This window comes from Alloyangia pacifica (genome assembly GCF_900116195.1).
GTDB lineage: Bacteria > Pseudomonadota > Alphaproteobacteria > Rhodobacterales > Rhodobacteraceae > Salipiger > Salipiger pacificus.
Genome location: NZ_FOZW01000003.1, coordinates 343946 through 361164, shown reverse-complemented (window position 1 = coordinate 361164; position 17219 = coordinate 343946). Strand labels below are relative to the sequence as shown.

The window sequence follows — 17219 nt, the reverse complement described above, 5'->3', positions numbered from 1 at the left end:
AGTCCCAGATGGTTCAGAGCGTCACATCCGGCTCGTCCTGCCCAAGGTCTCGGATCGCGATGGCGGTGTCCTGCGCCTTGGCCAGCGACCAGCGGATGCGGGTCGCATACTCCATCACGCGGCCGGATAAAACGACCTGTTGCGTTGCGCGGGGCCGAAGCCGGCCATTTTCCAGGTAAACCGAGTCTTCCAAGGTCATTTTCGCCCCCGCGTCGGAGCGAAACACCCAGATTTCGCCCGACCGCAGCGCCAGTGAGACCGCTGCGCCAGCCATGTCGAGCTCGGCATCGACGTCGGGATGCAGGTGAAAACGAATCTCGTAGGGGAACCCTTGCAACCCACCCTTGTCGAGCCGCCGGTCAAAGACCTTGCGGTCCTTGGATTCGAGCGCGAAGAGCATGTCCTCGCCTTCCAGCGCCCGACCGTCGAGGCTCAGCTCGAGCCTGCGCGCATGGGTCAACCCGTGGCTGCGCTTGTAGCCGTCATGCGCCGCTTCGAAGCGCCAGCCCGCCGCGTTCTGCTCCAATTCCACCGGCACGTCCTGCGGCCCCTCAGCGATTAGCTCGCGCTCGATGCCGCCGATCCGCCGGCGCGGGCCGAGCTGTGCGCTCGATGTGCCGTCGAGACAGAGCGTCGAATGCGAGGGGGTAGCGCGCCCGGCGCGGCGCCACTCCTCGCCGAAGACGACGCCCGAGCCGCAACTGACGATGAGCGGCCTGCGCCCCGAGGTCAGCTCGAAGGCAAGGGTCGAGGCGTGACCATCGGACGAGGCCCGCCCCGTTGGCGGCGGCGCGGCGTCAACGATCGCCGTGCTGCGCCCCCCCGCCAGCCGCGCGAAGCCCATGGCCAGCCCCTCGACCGGGCGGCGGCGCACTCCGGAGGCCGACAGTGCCTGATCGAGCCGCCCCTCGGCCCCGCGCCCACCGCCATGGAACCGCGCCAAGCCGCCGTCGGCATGGCGCAGCGCGCGCAGCGTCGGCGCAATCCGGGTGATGGCGTTGAGATGTGCCCCCCCGGGTTCGAGATCGGCCTCTTCCAGCGCCGCCCGCGCCCAGGTGAGTAGGGTGAAGACTTCCAGCAATTCCTCGGGGTTGCGCGTCGGCAACCCGCCCGCCACGTCGATCTGGCGGGCGCATTCCGCGTCCAGCGCCTGCCGGGCCGGGTCGAGGTGCGCGCGCATACCCTCAAGCGAAAGGGACGCGTAGATCAGCCCTGTCAGCGCCTCGAACCGCGGCAGCCCGGGCAGGGCCGCACCACGCCGCTTTGCAAGGAACCGCGTTTGCGCCGCCAGCGCGCGGTAGAAGCGCGCCGAGTCCTCGGCGCTCATGCCGCGCAGCAGGAAGAGCGCGTGATGGATCCAGCGGATCAGCCGTCTTCCGGCCAGCTCGGGCACCCAGCCCGGCCCGGTGCCGCGCCCGTAGCGGTCGATCCAGCCCATCAGCCAGTCCTGCGCCAGCCTGCGCGCCTCGGCGTCGCCTACGGCGGCGAGATCGTCGAGCCAGCGGAAGGCATGGATCTCCTCCTGCCAGGCGCTGTCGTCGACCTCGATATTCCAGATCATCGTTTCCGGCGCCTCGGCGAGGTAGCCGGCAAACATCAGGTTTCCGGCACAAAGCTGGCGGCCGCGGGCGAATTGTCCGGTGGTGCGCGGCTCGGGCTGCGAGACGAAGGCGGTGGCGCTGCCCGCCCGCGCGGCGAGCCGCGAATGCACGCGGTTGAGAAACTGCGTGGCGGTGACCGACCAGCTCGCCATATCTACCATGCCCTGCCCTTCTGCCCGCCTCGGGGCTTTTGCGGCAAGGGTAGACCCCGCAGCGGGACAAGTCACCGGGCAAGCGGTGTAAATCGCGGAAACGCGATGCCATGCGGCCCGGTTTGCGACCTGTGCGCAACGGCGAACCGGGGAAAGAGACCGCTGGGCCCGGCGAAGCGGGAGCCGTCAGGCCGCGCCGGGAGCCCGGATCCGCGCCATCGGGATGGCATCGACATATTGCCCGGCACGGAAGGCATAGCCGCGGAACAGGCCCTCGCGCTCGAAGCCGGCCTTCTCGTAGAGCCGGATCGCCGCGAGGTTGTCGGCGTTCACCACCAGTTCGATGCGCGGGACCGCCAGCCAGTTGTCGGCCACGTCAAGAAGCGCCGCCATCAGCGCCGTGCCGATGCCCTTCCCCTGGAAGTCGTCATGCACGCCCATGCCCAGCGTCGCGGCATGCTGCCGCCGCCCGTCGAGCCGTTGCAGGCTGGCGGTGCCGACGATCTTCCCGTCCAGCTCGGCCAAGATGTTGGTCAGTCCCGGCGGGGTCGCCTCGAGTCGCTTGCGCATCCATTCGACCGTCTGAAACGGCATGCGCAGCGTGCCATGGCGATAAAGCGGAAGGTTTGCCATCGCCGTGAGTTGCTCGCAGTCGCGCATTTCGGCGGCGCGGATGATCAGCGTGTCCATGACGGCCTCACTCGGGCTTCTTCAGCACCGCGACGTAGAAACCGTCCATGCCGCCGCGCTCGGGCCAGTAGTCGGGACGCAGCCGGAGCCCGCCCTCCTCCGAGCGCCACTTCGGCTCGATCCACCCCGCCTCAAGCGGCAGCACGGTCAGCTCCTCGTTCCGCGCCAGCGCCTCGTCCACCTGGCACTCGCCCTCGTCCGGCAGCAGCGAGCAGGTGCAGAAGACCAGCCGTCCGCCCGGCTTCAGCAGGCCGAGTGCGTGGTCGATCATCGCCGCCTGCAGGCCGATCAGTTCAGAGATTCCCTCCCCCGCCTTGGCGTGCGGCAGGTCGGGGTGACGGCGGATGGTGCCGGTGGCGGAACAGGGCGCGTCCAGAAGGATGGCGTCATAGCTGCCCTCCGCCTCCAGCGCGTCGCCCACCACCGTCTCGGCCTTCAGCCCGGTGCGCAGCAGGTTCTCGGTGATCCGCGCCATGCGGCCCTCCGACAGGTCGAGCGCGGTGACCTTCGCCCCCGCCGCCGCCAGTTGCATGGTCTTGCCGCCCGGCGCGGCGCACATGTCCAGAACGCTCAGCCCCGTCACGTCACCCAGCAGTTTGGCAGGCATCGCCGCGGCGGCGTCCTGCACCCACCAGGCGCCCTCGTCAAAGCCCGGCAGAGCCGAGACCTGACCCTGCTCCGCCAATCGCAGCGAGCCGGTCGGCAACAGCTCGGCGCCGAGTTTCCCGGCCCAGCCCGCGGCATCCGATGCCACGGTGATGTCGAGCGGCGCCCCTGCCGCATGGGCGAGCTCCATCGCCGAGACCGCCTTGCCGCCCCAGGCCGCCGCCAGCGGCTCGCGCAGCCAGCGCGGCAGACGCGGGGCGCGCAGCTTGGCCCATTGCTCCGGGCCTTCTTCGGACAGGCGGCGCAGGATGGCGTTGACTAGGCCGGACATGGTCTTGGTCTTGCGGTCGGCCGAGATCAGGCTGACGCAGTCGTTGACCACCCCATGCGCCGCGCCGCCGGTGCAGAGCTCGAAGGTGCCAAGCCGCAGGACGTTGCGCACGAAAAGCGGCGGCGCCTTTCGCAGTCGCGACTTCAGCATCTGGTCGCAGCGCCCGAGGTTGCGCAGCACGCCGGTCGCCAGTCGCTGCGCCGCCGCTCGCTCCGCCGCGTCGAGCTTGGCAAAGGGGCCGCCCTGCATCGCCTCGCTGAGCAGACGCCCCTGCCCCAGCACCTGCCCCAGAAGCGCCACCGCCGCCGCCCGTGCCGGGCTCGCAGCCCCCGCCCCGTCCGAGCTCTTTTCCGCGCCTTTGCCTGCCATGGGACCACTCCGCTACCCTGCGGGTCTTGCCCGCGCATGATCCACGGGCCTATATCAAGCCGACCCACGCAAGGAAAGCGCGCCCGAGGAGGGCACTGCCATGAGCGACGAGACCCGCCCCGATCTGCCCACCGACCTGCCGCCCGAGCTTCCTGCGGCCGCGCAGCGCGCGCTGGCCGAAGCCGCCGAGCGCCGCAAGGCCGCCGAAGACGCGCTGGCCAAGGATCCCCGCGCCAAGGAATATGGCGGCCGCGACGGGCTCGACCCCGCCCGCTACGGCGATTGGGAGAAGAAGGGTATCGCGATCGACTTCTGAGCGCAGCCGCAGGGCAGGCGCAGGCGCGGCGGCTCCCGCCTTGCGAGCGTGCCGGTCGGCCCCTCACCTTCGCCGCTCGAACGCGAGCCCGAGGAAGGTGCCCGCGACGATCAGCGCCGCGCCGACCAGCGATGCCGGGGTGAGAGGCTCCGACAAGAGCAGCCACGCCAGCGCGACACCGAAAAGCGGCTCGGTCCCCATCAGGAAGCCGACCCGCGTGGGGCTGCTACGCCGCACCGCCGCGTTCTGCACGTAAAAGGCCCCGACGGTGCAGAAGAGCGACAGGAAGGCCACCGCCATCCAGCCGCCGAAGTCCGCCTGAACTCGGAGCCCTCCAACTCCGGACTGCGCCAGGATCAACGCCATGGTGAGAGCGGCCACGGTGAGCGCCTGAACGGCGGTGAGCGCAGCGGAAGAGAGTCGGCTGCCCCCCATCAGGCGCTTGGTCGACACCACCATCACCGCCCGAAGCACCGCAGCCGCGAGGACCAGCAGGTCTCCGGCCCCGAGCGTCGTCATGCCGCCCGACAGCACGAGGACGCCGAGCACCGCGACCGCAGCGCCCGCGATCACCCCCGCCGGGGGAAGCCTGCGCTGCAGCCCGAACTCGAAGAAGGGCGTGAAGATCGTGCACAGCGAGATGATCAGGGCGGTGTTCGTCGCCGTGGTCAGCGCGACGCCCCGGGTCTCGGCCAGGAAGATCGCACAGAGGATGGTGCCCAGCAGGACGCCCGCCCGGAGATCCCTGCCGCTGGCCGAGCGCAGCTCGCGCCCTGCCACCGTGCCCATCACCGCCGCCGTCAGCGCGAAGCGGTAGAAAATCAGCAAGAGCACCGGCAAATGCACCAGCGCGCCCTTGGCGACGGGGTAGCTCGCGCCCCAGACCAGCGCCACGCCCAGCACGGCGAGATCCGCCCAGAGCGTGGTCCGCCGTGCGATGAAATTGTCCGATGCAGCCATGCTCGCCCCTGTCGTTCCGTTTCGGTCAGGCTGCGGTAGGCGATCCGACCCGGCGCGATATAGAACGAAAACGCGGTGTCAGCCGCGGGCGTAGGCGCGCGGAGTTGTGCCGACGATCGCGCGGAAATGCCGCCCCATGTGGCTCTGGTCGGCAAATCCCGCCTGCGCCGCCGCCTCGGCCGGGGTGAGACCCGCGCGCAGCAGCCGCTTTACCAGAAGCACCTTCTGCTGGAGGTGCCACGCGTGCGGCGGCAGGCCCGTGGCGCGCCGGAAGGCGTCGATGGTCTGGCGGCGTCGCAGCCCGGTGACACGGCAGAGATCGTCGAGCGAGACATCCTCCTCGACGCGATCGCCGAGGTAGTCGACTGCCTCGGCGATCCGGCCCCTGTCCGGGCTCCGGTTGGCGGAGATCTGCGGCGCAAGCTCCCCCAGCAGCGCCCCGAGCAGCCGCTCGAGCGCCACGTCGCGCGCCAGCCGATGCTCCGACGCATGCAGCACTTCATGCAGCGTGGCGATATTCTGCGCGAGGCCCGGCCGCGCGTGAAAGGCCGCGCCGAAATCCAGCGTTCCGTTCAGAGCGCGGCCGCCGAGATCTTCCAGCAGGGCGCGCATCGCGGCCTCGGGGATGTAGAGCATCCGCTGCCGCCAGCCTGTCTCGCTGCCGGCGCCGCCGTGGTGAATGTCGCCCGGGCGCATGGTGACCACCGAGCCGCGCGGCACCCGGTTCATTTCGCCCCGACACCAGACCGAATGCACGCCGCCGTCTATCACGCCGATGAGATATTCGTCATGGGCATGGGGTTTGAAGGTCTGCGTCCGGTAGCGCGCCGAGAGCGTCTCTATTCCGTGGAGTTCCGGGCGGGAGCGCATCGAGACCTCGTCCCGAGGGGACTTCAGCTCCATGGGTTGTCTACCCCGCCCGGCGCAGGACGGCCTCGCAATCAGTCCCCGAGGCCCAGAACGTCGAGCATGTCATACTCGCCCGGTGCCTTGTCCTGCCCCCAGACGGCAGCCTTCAGCGCGCCACGGGCAAAGAGCGCCCGATCCGAGGCGATGTGCTTGAGGGTGATGCGCTCGCCGGCGGCGGCGAAGATCACCTCGTGCTCGCCCACCACGTCGCCGCCACGCAGGGCCGCGAAACCGATGGTGCCGCGCTCGCGTGCGCCGGTGATGCCGTCGCGGCCCCGGTCAGAGGCTTCCGAGAGCGTCACACCCCGGCCCTCGGCCGCCGCTTCACCCAGCATCAGCGCAGTGCCCGAGGGGGCATCGACCTTGCGGTTGTGGTGCATCTCGACGATCTCGATGTCCCAGTCCTCGTCGAGCGCAGCGGCGACCTGCTTGGTCAGCTTGGTCAGCAGGTTGACCCCGAGGCTCATGTTGCCGGCGCGCACGATCACCGCGTGGCGGGCAGCGGCGCGGATCTTCTCGAGATCGCTCTCCTCGAGCCCGGTGGTGCCGATCACGTGCACCGCACGGGCCTGCGCCGCCAGCTCGGCGAACTGCACGGTGGCCGCCGGGGCGGTGAAATCGAGCACGGCCTGCGCCTTGGCGAAAGTCTCCAGCGCGTCGTCGCTGACGGTGAGCCCGAGCTCGGTGCCGCCCATGCAGGTGCCGAGATCGCGGCCGACCCAGTCGTTGCCGGTCCGCTCGACCGCGCCGACGAGTTTCAGCTTGTCGCTGGCCAGCACCTCGCGCACCAGCATCTGGCCCATCCGTCCCGACACGCCCGTGACGACAACACCCGGCAGTTCCGACATTTCGCTCTCCGATCCTTAGCTTCCCGCAGGGCATACTCCGGCGGCGGCGCGATGGCAAAGGCGATGTCGGCACGGCGCCGCCCGAACCGCCCGAAGCCCTCGGCGCTATGCGTTCGCGTTCTTGGCAAACCCCCGCAACGCGCCTATGTCTGCGCCATGGCAAAGAACAGATTCCACGAGGGCTCCGGCCCCAGCCAGAGACAGCTTCGTGTCGGCGAACTCATTCGCCGCACGCTGGCGGACGTGCTCAACCGCGGCGACGTGCACGACCCCGAGCTGAACCGGCTCTCGATCACCGTCGGCGAGGTCCGGGTCTCGCCCGACCTCAAGGTCGCAACCGCCTACGTCGTGCCGCTTGGCGGCAAGCAGGAAGGCAACATGTTCGAGCTGCTCGAGCGCAACAAGTCCGAGCTGCGCCGCGCGGTCTCGAAGGAGCTGACGCTGAAATACGCGCCGGATCTGCGCTTCCGCCTCGACCAGACCTTCGACCGGCTCGACGAGACCCGGCGCCTGTTCTCGCAGGACGCGGTGCGCCGAGACGTCGAGGGACAGGGCGCGGACGAGGACGACGACGCGTGAGTTTCCACGCCGCCCTTGCCGCGCTGACACTTGCGGCGGCGGCGCTCGTGCCGTCCCTGACCCCGTCCCAGGCCGCGGCTGTGAGCTGCGAGGGCGCCAGCCACGAGGGCCGGCGCTACACGCTCTGTACCGTCAGCGCCGAAGAGGACCTGCGCACCTTCCTGCGCGCGCCCGACGGCACCGTCTGGGGGCATTTCTCGACCCTCGACGCGGCGCTGCGGCAAAAGGGCGAAACGCTGGCCTTCGCGATGAACGCGGGCATGTACCACGAGGACCGCGCTCCGGTCGGCCACTACGTCGAGAACGGGCAGGAGGAGATGCGCGTCATCTCCAGCCCCGGTCCGGGCAACTTCGGGATGCTCCCCAATGGCGTGCTCTGCATCGGCACGGGCGAGGCGCAGGTCTACGAGACCCGCGATTTCCTCACCCGCAAGCCCGACTGCCGCTTTGCCACGCAATCGGGGCCGATGCTGGTGATCGACGGCGAGTTGCACCCGCGCTTCCTGCCCGACAGCACCTCGCGCTACATCCGCAACGGGGTCGGCACCTCGGACGACGGCAAGACGCTGGTCTTTGCCATCTCGGAGGAGCCGGTGAGCTTCTACGAATTCGGCACGCTGTTCCGCGACGGGCTGAAGATGCCCAACGCGCTGTTCTTCGACGGCAATGTCTCGCGGCTCTTCGCGCCGCAGATCGGCCGGACCGACATCGGCCGCACGCTGGGTCCGATCATCGGCGTGGTGGTGCCCGCCGAGTGAGCCGCGCGGGCGGGGCGTGATCCGCCTCCGCCCGTCGCCGTGCCAAGGTGACGTGCCAATCCGGGCCCGGACGCTTGCCTTGCCGCGCCCCGCGGCCTACCCAATCAGTCAGAACAATACCGGAGGCGACATGGACGGCACAGAGCGCAACCACCCGGCGGCGAAGGACCTGCAGAGCCTGACCGCGCAGCTGCTCGAGGCCGCGCGCAAGGCTGGCGCCGACTCGGCGGATGCCATCGCGATCGACGGCACCTCGCTCAGCATCGATGTGCGCGCCGGCGCGCTGGAACAGGCGGAACGCTCCGAGGGCACCGACATCGGCCTGCGGGTGCTGATCGGCCAGCGCAGTGCCGTGGTCTCGACCTCGGACGTGAAACCCGCGACGCTGACCGCCATGGCCGAACGCGCCGTGGCCATGGCCCGCGAGGCGCCCGAAGATCCCTATGCCGGGCTCGCCGATCCGTCGCAGCTGGCCACGGACTGGGATCTGGAGGCGCTGGAGCTGGCCGATCCCGCGGCCGATCCCGCCCCGGATGCGCTGCAGCGCGATGCGCTGGAGGCGGAAGCCGCGGCGCTGGCCGTCGAGGGTGTCACGCAGGTGCAATCGGCCTCGGCCTCCTACGATGCGCAGCGGGTGTTCCTTGCCGCCAGCAACGGCTTTGCCGGCGGCTATGCCCGTACCGCCCGCTCGACCTCCTGCGTTGCCATCGCCGGCACCGGGCTGGGGATGGAGCGCGACTATGACGGCGACAGCCGCACCTTCCAGTCGGACCTGCGCAGCCCCGCCGAGATCGGCCACCGCGCCGCGACGCGGGCGCTCGACCGGCTGAACCCGCGCAAGCCCAAGACCGGCGCCTACCCGGTGCTCTTCGACGAACGCATCGCCTCGTCGCTGATCGGCCACCTGGTGGCCGCCGCCAACGGCGGCGCGGTGGCCCGCGGCGGGTCGTGGCTGCGCGACGCGCTCGGCGAACCGGTGCTGCCCGACGGCATCTCGCTGATCGAGGATCCGCACCGCCCGCGCATCTCCGGCTCGCGTCCCTTCGACGCCGAGGGCCTGCCGACCCGCCGCCGCGCGCTGGTCGAGGGTGGTGTGCTGAAGGGCTGGACGCTCGATCTCGCCAATGCCCGCAAGCTCGGCATGGCGCCAACCGGCAACGCCGCGCGCGGAACCTCCTCCGGCCCATCGCCGACGGTCTGGAACCTCGAGCTGACGCAGGGCGACAAATCCCCCCAGCAGCTGATTGCCGAGATGGGCCGCGGGCTGATCGTCACCTCGATGATCGGCGCCACGATCAACCCCAACACCGGCGACTACTCGCGCGGCGCCGCCGGCTGGTGGGTCGAAAACGGCGAGATCGCCTACCCGGTCTCCGGCGTCACCATCGCCGGCAACCTGCGGCAGATGCTGCGCTCCATGGTGCCCTCGAACGACGCCCGGCCGTGGCTGTCGCGCGTGGTGCCCTCGCTGCTGGTCGAGGGGCTGACGCTTGCCGGCGAATGACCCCGAGGCCGGCCACGCCGCCGACCGCGCGCTGCTCGAGCGCGCGGCCCGCGAGGCGGGCCAAGTGGCGCTCGGCTTTGCCGGCGACGCGCTCGACGTGCGCTACAAGGCCGCCGACGGCAGCCCGGTGACCGCCGCCGACCTCGCGGTGAACGCACGGCTCGAGGAGCTGCTGCGCGGCGCGCAGCCGGACTATGGCTGGCTCTCCGAGGAAAGCGTCGACAGCGACGCCCGGCGCGCCGCCGAGAAGGTGTTCATCATCGACCCGATCGACGGCACGCGATCCTTCATCGCGGGCGAGGACACCTGGGCGCATTCGCTGGCCGTGGCCGAGAACGGCGTGGTGACCGCCGCCGCGGTCTACCTGCCGAAACGCGACCTCCTCTACAGCGCCGCGCTGGGTCAGGGCGCGGTGCTGAACGGCCTGCCGATCCGCGCCACCGCCACCGGCAGGCTCGAAGAGGCCGAGGTGCTCGCCCCGCGCCCGGTCATGGACAGCCCCTACTGGCGCGTGCCGCTGCCGCCGATCCGCCGGGCGCACCGGCCGTCGCTGGCCTACCGGCTGGGGCTGGTGGCCGAGGGGCGCTTCGACGCCATGCTGACCTTCCGACCGACCTGGGAATGGGACATCGCCGCCGGAACGCTGCTGCTGCAGGAGGCCGGGGCACAGGTGACCGACCGGCTGGGCCGCCCGCTGCGGTTCAATGCCCGGCATCCGCAGCATCCGGGGGTGGTGGCCGCCAACCCGGCGCTGCACGGCGACATCATGGGCCGGCTGACGCTTGCCCCGTGACATCGCCCGCGGCGGTTCTCGAATAGGTGATCCGGCGAGGTAACGCTGACCCGCGGTAGAATCTTGACGCTGCGGGTGCAGAAAGTAGGTTGCCCGCGTCTGTACGGGAAAGGACCCCCCATGCCTCAACGTCTCCATCTCGTCTTCGGCGGCGAGCTTGTCACCCCCGAGAAGTCTGTCTTCAAGGACGTGAACGACATCCACATCGTCGGCATGTTCCCCGACTACGCCTCCGCCTACGACGCCTGGAAGGCCGAAGCCCAGCGCACCGTGGACAACGCCCACACGCGCTACTTCATCGCCCATATCCACCGCCTGCGGGACGAAGAAGTCGAGGTCTCGCCGACCGAAGAGCTCGGCTGACACCGATGGCGCGCAGGCCGTTCTCGCTTTCGGCCTATATGGCCTATGCGCGCAGTCGCGGAGCGGTGCCGGCCCCGGCGCCCTCCGCCCGGCCCGCGGGTCCTTTGCTGTGGCTGCACGCGGGCGGCCCCGGCTCGGCACGCGCGCTCTGCGCGCTGGCCACGCGGATGAAGATCCAGCGCCCGGAACTGTCGCTGCTGGTCACCGGCGAGGCAGACCACCTGCCCGAGGGGGCGTTGCGCGCGGAACTGCCGGGCGAAAGCCCGTCCGAGGTCGCCGCCTTCGCCGAGCACTGGCGTCCGCAGCTTGGCTTCTGGACCGGGCAGGAGCTGCGCCCCGCCTTGCTGCAAAAGCTGCATGAGGCCGGCACGCGGCTGGTTCTTCTCGACAGCCGGGACGTCCCCTGGACGAGCCCCGCCCCAAGCTGGGTGCCCGATCCCTCGGCCGCCACCCTGCAGTTCTTCGACCGGATCTGCCCGGTGGACGAGCCCGCGCGGCGGCGCCTGCGCCGGGCCGGCGTAGAGGACAGCGTGATGCCAACCCTCGGACCGCTGACTGACAGCGCCCCCCCGCTCGACTGCAGCGATGCCCTCTACGAAGAGATGGCCGGGGTGCTCACAGGGCGCCCGATCTGGCTCGCCGCCAAGCTGCGCAGCGCGCAGGAGGCCGAGGAGGTGCTGCACGCCCACAGGCGCGCCGTGCGGCTCGCCCACAGGCTGATGCTGATCCTGGTGCCCGCAACCCATGAGCTCGCTCCCGATGTGGCCGAGGTGGCGCGCACCTCCGGTATGCGTCTTTCCGCCTGGGAGGCCGGCGAGATGCCCGACGAGAACACGCAGGTGCTGGTCACCGAGGATGCCTCCGAGCTCGGCCTCTGGTACCGGCTTGCACCGGTCGCCTTCCTTGGCGGTTCGCTGGTCAACGGCCACGGAGGCGAGGACCCCATGGAAGCCGCCGCCCATGGCATCGCGCTGCTCTACGGTCCCAACGTCGGGCGCCACCTGCCCGCCTACTCGCGGCTGGCCGAGGCCGGGGCGGCACGGATCGTGCGTGATTTCGACTCTCTGGCGGGCGCGCTCAGCCAGCTCGTCGCGCCCGACCGCGCCGCTGCCATGGCCCATGCCGGCTGGGACGTGATCACCCAGGGCGCCGAGCTGACCGACGAGATGATCGCGCTGGCCTGCGGCTGGCTCGACGAGGCGGAGATCGCCTGATGCGCGCACTGGGATTCTGGCAAACCGCCCCCGACGCTCCGGCCTGGCAGGCCCGCCTGCTGGCGCCGCTCGGCGCGCTCACGGCCCGCGCCACGGCGCGCCGCGTCGCCTCGGGTCCGGGCGAGACTGCCCCGGTTCCGGTGATCTGCGTCGGCAACATCAACGCCGGGGGCACCGGCAAGACCCCCACGGTGATCGCGCTGCTGGAACGGCTGCGCGAGGCCGGGGCGCATGTCGTCTCGCGCGGGCACGGCGGCAGGCTGACCGGCCCGCTGCAGGTCGACCCACGCACCCACACGGCGGCCGATGTCGGTGATGAGCCGCTGCTGCTCGCCGCCTTCGGCCCGGTCTGGGTGTCCCGTGACCGCGCCGCCGGGGCCCACGCCGCCATCGCCGCCGGGGCCAGGGTGATCATTCTCGACGACGGGCTGCAAAACCCGTCGCTGGCCAAGGATCTCTCGATCGTCGTGGCCGATGCGCGCTACGGCTTCGGCAATGGCCGCTGCCTGCCCGCAGGTCCCCTGCGCGAGCCCGTGACAGCGGGGCTGAAGCGCGCCGATCTCGTCCTGTCGATCGGCGACGACGCGGCGCAGCGCGACTTCGACGCGCAATGGGACGCACAAATCTCCCTGCCGCGCCTGCGCGGCGCGCTGGAGCCGCTGCAGACCGGCATGGACTGGCAGGATCTCCCGACGCTGGCCTTCGCCGGCATCGGCCACCCCGAGAAATTCTTCGCCACGCTCAAGGGGCTCGGGGCCAATATCCTCCGCGCCGAGGCGCTGGACGATCACCAGCCCTTCACCGCCGCGCTGCTGACCCGGCTGGAGCGCGAGGCGCAGATGCTGGGCGCGCAGCTGGTGACCACCGAGAAGGACGCCGCCCGCCTGCCAGAGAGCTTCCGCCCCAAGGTGCTGAGCCTGCCGGTGCGCCTGCGCTTCAAAGACCCCGCACCGCTGGACGTTGCGCTGGAGAAGCTCGGGCTCTGAGAGGGCCTTTCATCTTTCCTCAAATACTCCCGCCGGAGGCGCCTTGCTGAAACGACAAGCGCGGCGCCCGTGGAGGGCGCCGCGCTGCGAGTATTTTTAGAAAGATGAAAGGCTTACTCGGCGGCCCAGCCGCTGACCGATTTCACCTCGAGGAAGTCCAGGATGCCGAAGCTGCCGCCCTCGCGGCCATTGCCCGATTGCTTCATGCCGCCGAACGGCGCGCCGGCGGCGCGGCCGGTGCCATTGTTCTGAACCATGCCCGAGCGCAGCTGCCGGGTCAGACGGTTGACCCGTGCCGCATCCGTGCTCTGCACGTAGTTGGTAAGGCCGTAGGGCGTGTCATTGGCAACGCGCACCGCCTCTTCTTCGGTGTCGAACTTCATCACAGAGAGCACCGGGCCGAAGATCTCCTCGCGGGCGATGGTCATCTCGGGGGTGACGTCGGCGAAGACCGTGGGGCGCACGTAGAAGCCCTTGTTCAGCCCCTCGGGGCGACCGAGGCCACCGGCCACCAGCCGTGCGCCCTCGTCGATGCCCTTCTGGATGAGGTCCTGGATCTTGCCCCATTGCACGGCGTTGACCACCGGGCCGATGTGATCGCCTTCCTGCTGCGGGTCGGCGACCTTCACCGCCGCTGCCGCCTGTGCCGCCTGCTCGACCGCCGTGTCGTAGAAGGGCGCCTCGACCATCATGCGCGACGGCGCGTTGCAGCTCTGCCCGGAGTTTTCCATCATGTGCAGCACGCCGCGCGTCACCGCCTCGGGGTCGGCATCGGCGAAGACGAGGTTCGCGCCCTTGCCGCCCAGTTCGAGATGCACGCGCTTGAGCGTGTCGGCGGCAGCCTTGGAGATCGCCCGGCCGGCGCGGGTCGAGCCGGTGAAGCTGACCATGTCCACGTCGACGTGCGACGACAGCTGCGTGCCGACGCCCGCGCCGTCCCCGTTGACGAGGTTGAAGACGCCCTTGGGGAAGCCCGCCTCATGCATCATCTCGGCAAAGAGGATGGCATCGAGCGGGCTTTCCTCTGAGGGTTTCAGCACCATAGTGCAGCCCGCCACGGCGGCGGCGCCGACCTTCAGCGTCACCTGGTTCATCGGCCAGTTCCACGGGGTGATCAGCGCCGCGACGCCCACCGCCTCGTGGATGATCCGATGCGCCGGGAGATCCTCACGCAGGGAATGCTCGAAGGGAAATTCCTTGGCCGCGCGGATGAAATTGGTGAGGTGGAAGGTGCCAGCCCCGACCTGGTCGGAGCGCGACAGCGAGATCGGTGCGCCCATCTCGAGGGTCATCGCCTGGGCCATCTCCTCGGCGCGGGCCTTGTAGACCTCGAGCAGCTTCTCGACGTAGCCGATGCGCTCCGCCACGGGCGTTGCCATCCAGCCCGGCAGCGCGGCCTTGGCGGCGGCGACGGCGGCATCGGTGTCGGCCTGATCGCCCAGCGAGATGACCGCGCAGGGCTCTTCGGTGGCGGGGTTGATCACCGCGTGATCGTGCGGCGTCGCCGGATCAACCCATTGGCCGTCGATGTAGAACTGGCGCTTTTCGATCATGATGGTCTCCGTTCGTCTGTCTTTGAGTCGGAATTTGATCAAATTCTCACTGGCGGCACAGTGTCACTGCCCCGCGATCTCCGCAAGCGGCCTCTTTACATCGCGAGTCGCGCTCGTATCTATTCCGCGAGACCCCAAGCCGATCCCTCGGACAGGAAAGGACTATTCCCATGGCTCTGCGCATCAACGACACCCTCCCGAACCTCCATGTGGTCACCGACCAGGGCGAATACGACCTGCACGACTGGATCGGCGACAGCTGGGCGATCCTCTTCTCGCACCCGAAGGATTTCACCCCGGTCTGCACCACCGAGTTCGGCGCGGTCGCGCAGCTTGCCGACGAGTGGGCCAAGCGCGGCACCAAGGTGATGGGCATCTCGGTCGATGGCGTCGAAGAGCACAAGAAGTGGAAAGGCGACATCGAGGCGGTGGCCGGTTCCGAAGCGGGCTTCCCGATCATCGCCGATGACGGGCTCGAGGTCGCCAAGGCGCTCGACATGCTGCCCGCAGACGCCTACCTGCCCGACGGCCGCACCCCGGCGGACAGCGCAACCGTGCGCTCGGTCTTCATCATTGCGCCGAACAAGAAGGTGCAGCTGATGATGACCTACCCGATGTCGGTGGGCCGCAACTTCGCCGAGGTGCTGCGCGCCCTCGACGGTCTGCAGCGCACCTACGAACAGCCGCTGGCCACCCCGGCCAACTGGCAGACCGGCCAGGACGTGATCGTCGCCCTGTCGCTGAACAACGAGCAGGCTGCCGAGAAATACGGCGAGTTGGACATCAAGCTGCCCTACCTGCGCTTCGCCAAGAACCCGGAGTGATCCGGCCCGCGGCGCAGTGAGCGCCGCCACGTTCGACCTTCAGCCACCCGCCGGCCCCCGGCGGGTGGCTTCGTTTTGCGCATAGGGTTTTGCGCGGACCGCGCATAACCCTCGCGCGTGCGTGCGCCGCGCCTTGCTCGCGTCAGGGTGGTCCCCTTCCCGCGAAGGACCTGCTAAACTCGGGCCTCAGACTTCCGAATACCTTTAGTCCATTGAAAATCCATTTTTAAACGAGGCCTCCATGCCGCGCGCACTCTTGCCGCTTCTTCGTGTATTGCTCCTCTTGCTGATGGTTTCCGCCGCCACCGATCTCGTCGCGCAAGAAACCGCCGAACCCCCTGCGCCCGCCGAAAGCAGTGAGGCCGAGAGCCCGCCGACCCCCGCCGAGGAGGCCATCGAGAGCGCCGAGGAACGCGGCCGCGAGGCGGTCATCTCCAATCAGGACGTGATCGGCGCCAAGGGCGCCTCCGACGCGCCGCTGCCTGCCGAGAGCGATGCGGCGCTGATCGCCGCACTGACCGATCCGGGCATCGCCTCCGAAGAGCTGGCCATCCGCTCGCTGCCGCTGACCGCGGCGGAGATGAGCCAGCTCGCGCAGGCCTGGCAGAACATGGCCAAGGGCATGACCAAGGCGGTGGTCGAGGAACAGCTCGCGGTGCTGGCAAAGGAGACCGCCGGCGAAACCGAGGTTCCGCGCGAACGGCTCACGCAGCTGGTCGAGCTGCGGAACAATGCCTTCGAGAACCTTTCGACCGTGGTCGACGGGCTGGAGGCCAAGGGCGGCGATGCCGCCGAGGTCGCTCAATTCCGCGCCTACCGGGCCGCGATCCACGTCGACGAGACGCAGCGGGCCGACTGGCGCACGCTGCTGGCGCAGGGCGCGAACTGGGCGACGGACGAGGACGGCGGGATCAAGCTGGCGTTGCGCATCGCGGTGATCGTCGGCTCGCTGTTGGCGCTGCTGATCATCGCGCGCGCGGTGCGCGGCGTGGCGCGGCGCGGCCTGTCGCGGGTGCCGGATCTGTCGAAGCTGCTGCAGGCCTTCATCGTCATGGTGATATACTGGCTGACCATCGCCTTCGGGCTGATGATCGTGCTGAGCGCGCTGGGGATCGACGTCACCCCGCTCTTCGCGCTGGTCGGCGGGGCATCGTTCATCATTGCCTTTGCCATGCAGGACACGCTGGGCAACTTGGCGGCCGGGCTGATGATCATGATCAACCGGCCCTTCGACGAGGGCGATTACGTCACCGTGGCGGGCACCGGCGGCACCGTGCAATCGGTGTCCATCGTCTCGACCACGGTGGTCACCCCCGACAACCAGGTGATCGTCATCCCGAACTCCAAGGTCTGGGGCGACGTCATTACCAATGTCACCGCGAGCGACACCCGCCGGGTCGATCTGACCTTCGGCATCGGCTACGGCGACTCGATCGAACAGGCGCAGGAGGTGCTCGAGAAGGTGGTGGCCGAGCACCCGCTGATCCTCGACGATCCGGCCCCGGTGGTCCGGGTCAACGCGCTGGGGGCGAGCTCGGTGGACTTCATCTGCCGCCCCTGGACCAAGGTCGACGATTACTGGACGGTCTACTGGGACCTCACGCGGCAAGTGAAGGAGGCCTTCGACCGAGAGGGCATCTCGATTCCCTTCCCGCAGGCGGACATGCACGTGCACATGGCCGCCCCCGCCGCCCTGCCCTTCGGCGATCCCGGCAACGGGGAGCGCAGCGGGGCGCCAGCCAGGACCAAACCAGAAACTCACGATCCCGCCGAAGGCGAGCCCTATTACGCGCGCGAGGACCGGGTGACTTCGTTCCGCCGCGGCGACGAAGGCCACGAAGAGGACTCGGACAACACCTAGCC

Annotated in this window: 17 protein-coding genes; 10 read left to right on the top strand and 7 right to left on the bottom strand. The window is 69.7% G+C overall.

Going from position 1 to position 17219, the window contains the following annotated elements; genetic code table 11:
- Nucleotides 1-13 precede the first annotated feature (13 nt).
- The 3 genes from BM397_RS08955 to BM397_RS08945 all read right to left on the bottom strand — a co-directional run bounded on the left by BM397_RS08955 (nt 14) and on the right by BM397_RS08945 (nt 3749).
- Nucleotides 14-1762, bottom strand: a complete 1749-nt coding sequence (locus BM397_RS08955) for a heparinase II/III family protein (protein WP_092423064.1) — start codon at nt 1760-1762, stop codon at nt 14-16.
- Between the two features lie 177 nt (nt 1763-1939).
- Complete coding sequence (locus tag BM397_RS08950) at nt 1940-2443, bottom strand: GNAT family N-acetyltransferase (protein WP_092423063.1); 504 nt, start codon at nt 2441-2443, stop codon at nt 1940-1942.
- 7 nt (nt 2444-2450) lie between these two features.
- A complete protein-coding gene (locus BM397_RS08945) occupies nt 2451-3749 on the bottom strand; it encodes an RsmB/NOP family class I SAM-dependent RNA methyltransferase (protein ID WP_092423061.1) in 1299 nt (432 codons plus the stop codon).
- Nucleotides 3750-3849: 100 nt separating this feature from the next.
- On the opposite strand from BM397_RS08945, the gene BM397_RS08940 reads away from it, so the two are divergent.
- Nucleotides 3850-4065, top strand: coding sequence for a DUF1674 domain-containing protein (locus tag BM397_RS08940; RefSeq protein WP_092423059.1), 216 nt, complete (start codon nt 3850-3852; stop codon nt 4063-4065).
- A gap of 63 nt (nt 4066-4128) precedes the next feature.
- Here BM397_RS08940 and BM397_RS08935 read toward each other — a convergent pair whose 3' ends face one another.
- The 3 genes from BM397_RS08935 to dapB form a co-directional block, all read right to left on the bottom strand.
- Nucleotides 4129-5025 (bottom strand): DMT family transporter, encoded by an 897-nt coding sequence (locus BM397_RS08935; protein WP_092423057.1) that lies wholly within the window; start codon nt 5023-5025, stop codon nt 4129-4131.
- 78 nt (nt 5026-5103) lie between these two features.
- Nucleotides 5104-5928, bottom strand: a complete 825-nt coding sequence (locus tag BM397_RS08930; RefSeq protein WP_218124858.1) for an AraC family transcriptional regulator — start codon at nt 5926-5928, stop codon at nt 5104-5106.
- A 38-nt stretch (nt 5929-5966) separates the two neighbouring features.
- The gene (gene dapB / locus BM397_RS08925) at nt 5967-6782 is read right to left on the bottom strand and encodes a 4-hydroxy-tetrahydrodipicolinate reductase (protein ID WP_092423055.1); all 816 of its coding nucleotides are present in this window, start codon (nt 6780-6782) and stop codon (nt 5967-5969) included.
- A gap of 156 nt (nt 6783-6938) precedes the next feature.
- On the opposite strand from dapB, the gene rbfA reads away from it, so the two are divergent.
- From rbfA to lpxK, 7 genes are all read left to right on the top strand, one after another.
- Complete coding sequence (rbfA, locus tag BM397_RS08920; protein ID WP_092423053.1) at nt 6939-7361, top strand: 30S ribosome-binding factor RbfA; 423 nt, start codon at nt 6939-6941, stop codon at nt 7359-7361.
- A complete protein-coding gene (locus BM397_RS08915) occupies nt 7358-8119 on the top strand; it encodes a phosphodiester glycosidase family protein (protein WP_425425925.1) in 762 nt (253 codons plus the stop codon). The genes rbfA and BM397_RS08915 overlap by 4 nt, the downstream gene beginning before the upstream one ends.
- A 130-nt stretch (nt 8120-8249) precedes the next feature.
- Nucleotides 8250-9623 (top strand): TldD/PmbA family protein, encoded by a 1374-nt coding sequence (locus BM397_RS08910; RefSeq protein WP_092423051.1) that lies wholly within the window; start codon nt 8250-8252, stop codon nt 9621-9623.
- Nucleotides 9610-10416 carry an inositol monophosphatase family protein gene (locus BM397_RS08905; RefSeq protein WP_092423049.1) on the top strand — a complete coding sequence of 269 codons (807 nt, stop codon included), beginning with the start codon at nt 9610-9612 and terminating at the stop codon, nt 10414-10416. The genes BM397_RS08910 and BM397_RS08905 overlap by 14 nt, the downstream gene beginning before the upstream one ends.
- A 120-nt stretch (nt 10417-10536) precedes the next feature.
- Complete coding sequence (locus BM397_RS08900; RefSeq protein WP_092423046.1) at nt 10537-10779, top strand: DUF4170 domain-containing protein; 243 nt, start codon at nt 10537-10539, stop codon at nt 10777-10779.
- Nucleotides 10780-10784: 5 nt separating this feature from the next.
- Nucleotides 10785-11993 carry a 3-deoxy-D-manno-octulosonic acid transferase gene (locus BM397_RS08895; protein ID WP_092423044.1) on the top strand — a complete coding sequence of 403 codons (1209 nt, stop codon included), beginning with the start codon at nt 10785-10787 and terminating at the stop codon, nt 11991-11993.
- Nucleotides 11993-12979 (top strand): tetraacyldisaccharide 4'-kinase, encoded by a 987-nt coding sequence (lpxK, locus tag BM397_RS08890; protein WP_092423042.1) that lies wholly within the window; start codon nt 11993-11995, stop codon nt 12977-12979. The genes BM397_RS08895 and lpxK overlap by 1 nt, the downstream gene beginning before the upstream one ends.
- A gap of 113 nt (nt 12980-13092) precedes the next feature.
- Here the strand turns inward: lpxK and BM397_RS08885 are convergent, their stop codons facing one another.
- Nucleotides 13093-14532, bottom strand: a complete 1440-nt coding sequence (locus BM397_RS08885; protein WP_092423040.1) for an aldehyde dehydrogenase family protein — start codon at nt 14530-14532, stop codon at nt 13093-13095.
- A 170-nt stretch (nt 14533-14702) separates the two neighbouring features.
- Between BM397_RS08885 and BM397_RS08880 the strand changes: the two genes are divergently transcribed.
- On the top strand, nt 14703-15356 hold the full coding sequence (locus tag BM397_RS08880) for a peroxiredoxin (RefSeq protein ID WP_092423038.1): 654 nt from the start codon (nt 14703-14705) through the stop codon (nt 15354-15356).
- Between the two features lie 241 nt (nt 15357-15597).
- Entirely contained in the window at nt 15598-17217 is a 1620-nt protein-coding gene (locus tag BM397_RS08875; RefSeq protein ID WP_245696025.1) for a mechanosensitive ion channel family protein, read from the top strand.
- The last annotated feature ends 2 nt before the right edge of the window (nt 17218-17219 follow it).

Excerpts from the sequence above, each read along its gene's own strand:
- BM397_RS08955 (WP_092423064.1), bottom strand. The coding sequence starts at position 1,762 with ATGGTAGATATGGCGAGCTGGTCGGTCACCGCCACGCAGTTTCTCAAC.
- BM397_RS08950 (WP_092423063.1), bottom strand. The coding sequence starts at position 2,443 with ATGGACACGCTGATCATCCGCGCCGCCGAAATGCGCGACTGCGAGCAA.
- BM397_RS08945 (WP_092423061.1), bottom strand. The coding sequence starts at position 3,749 with ATGGCAGGCAAAGGCGCGGAAAAGAGCTCGGACGGGGCGGGGGCTGCG.
- BM397_RS08940 (WP_092423059.1), top strand. The coding sequence starts at position 3,850 with ATGAGCGACGAGACCCGCCCCGATCTGCCCACCGACCTGCCGCCCGAG.
- BM397_RS08935 (WP_092423057.1), bottom strand. The coding sequence starts at position 5,025 with ATGGCTGCATCGGACAATTTCATCGCACGGCGGACCACGCTCTGGGCG.
- BM397_RS08930 (WP_218124858.1), bottom strand. The coding sequence starts at position 5,928 with ATGGAGCTGAAGTCCCCTCGGGACGAGGTCTCGATGCGCTCCCGCCCG.
- dapB (WP_092423055.1), bottom strand. The coding sequence starts at position 6,782 with ATGTCGGAACTGCCGGGTGTTGTCGTCACGGGCGTGTCGGGACGGATG.
- rbfA (WP_092423053.1), top strand. The coding sequence starts at position 6,939 with ATGGCAAAGAACAGATTCCACGAGGGCTCCGGCCCCAGCCAGAGACAG.
- BM397_RS08910 (WP_092423051.1), top strand. The coding sequence starts at position 8,250 with ATGGACGGCACAGAGCGCAACCACCCGGCGGCGAAGGACCTGCAGAGC.
- BM397_RS08900 (WP_092423046.1), top strand. The coding sequence starts at position 10,537 with ATGCCTCAACGTCTCCATCTCGTCTTCGGCGGCGAGCTTGTCACCCCC.
- BM397_RS08895 (WP_092423044.1), top strand. The coding sequence starts at position 10,785 with ATGGCGCGCAGGCCGTTCTCGCTTTCGGCCTATATGGCCTATGCGCGC.
- lpxK (WP_092423042.1), top strand. The coding sequence starts at position 11,993 with ATGCGCGCACTGGGATTCTGGCAAACCGCCCCCGACGCTCCGGCCTGG.
- BM397_RS08885 (WP_092423040.1), bottom strand. The coding sequence starts at position 14,532 with ATGATCGAAAAGCGCCAGTTCTACATCGACGGCCAATGGGTTGATCCG.
- BM397_RS08880 (WP_092423038.1), top strand. The coding sequence starts at position 14,703 with ATGGCTCTGCGCATCAACGACACCCTCCCGAACCTCCATGTGGTCACC.
- BM397_RS08875 (WP_245696025.1), top strand. The coding sequence starts at position 15,598 with ATGCCGCGCGCACTCTTGCCGCTTCTTCGTGTATTGCTCCTCTTGCTG.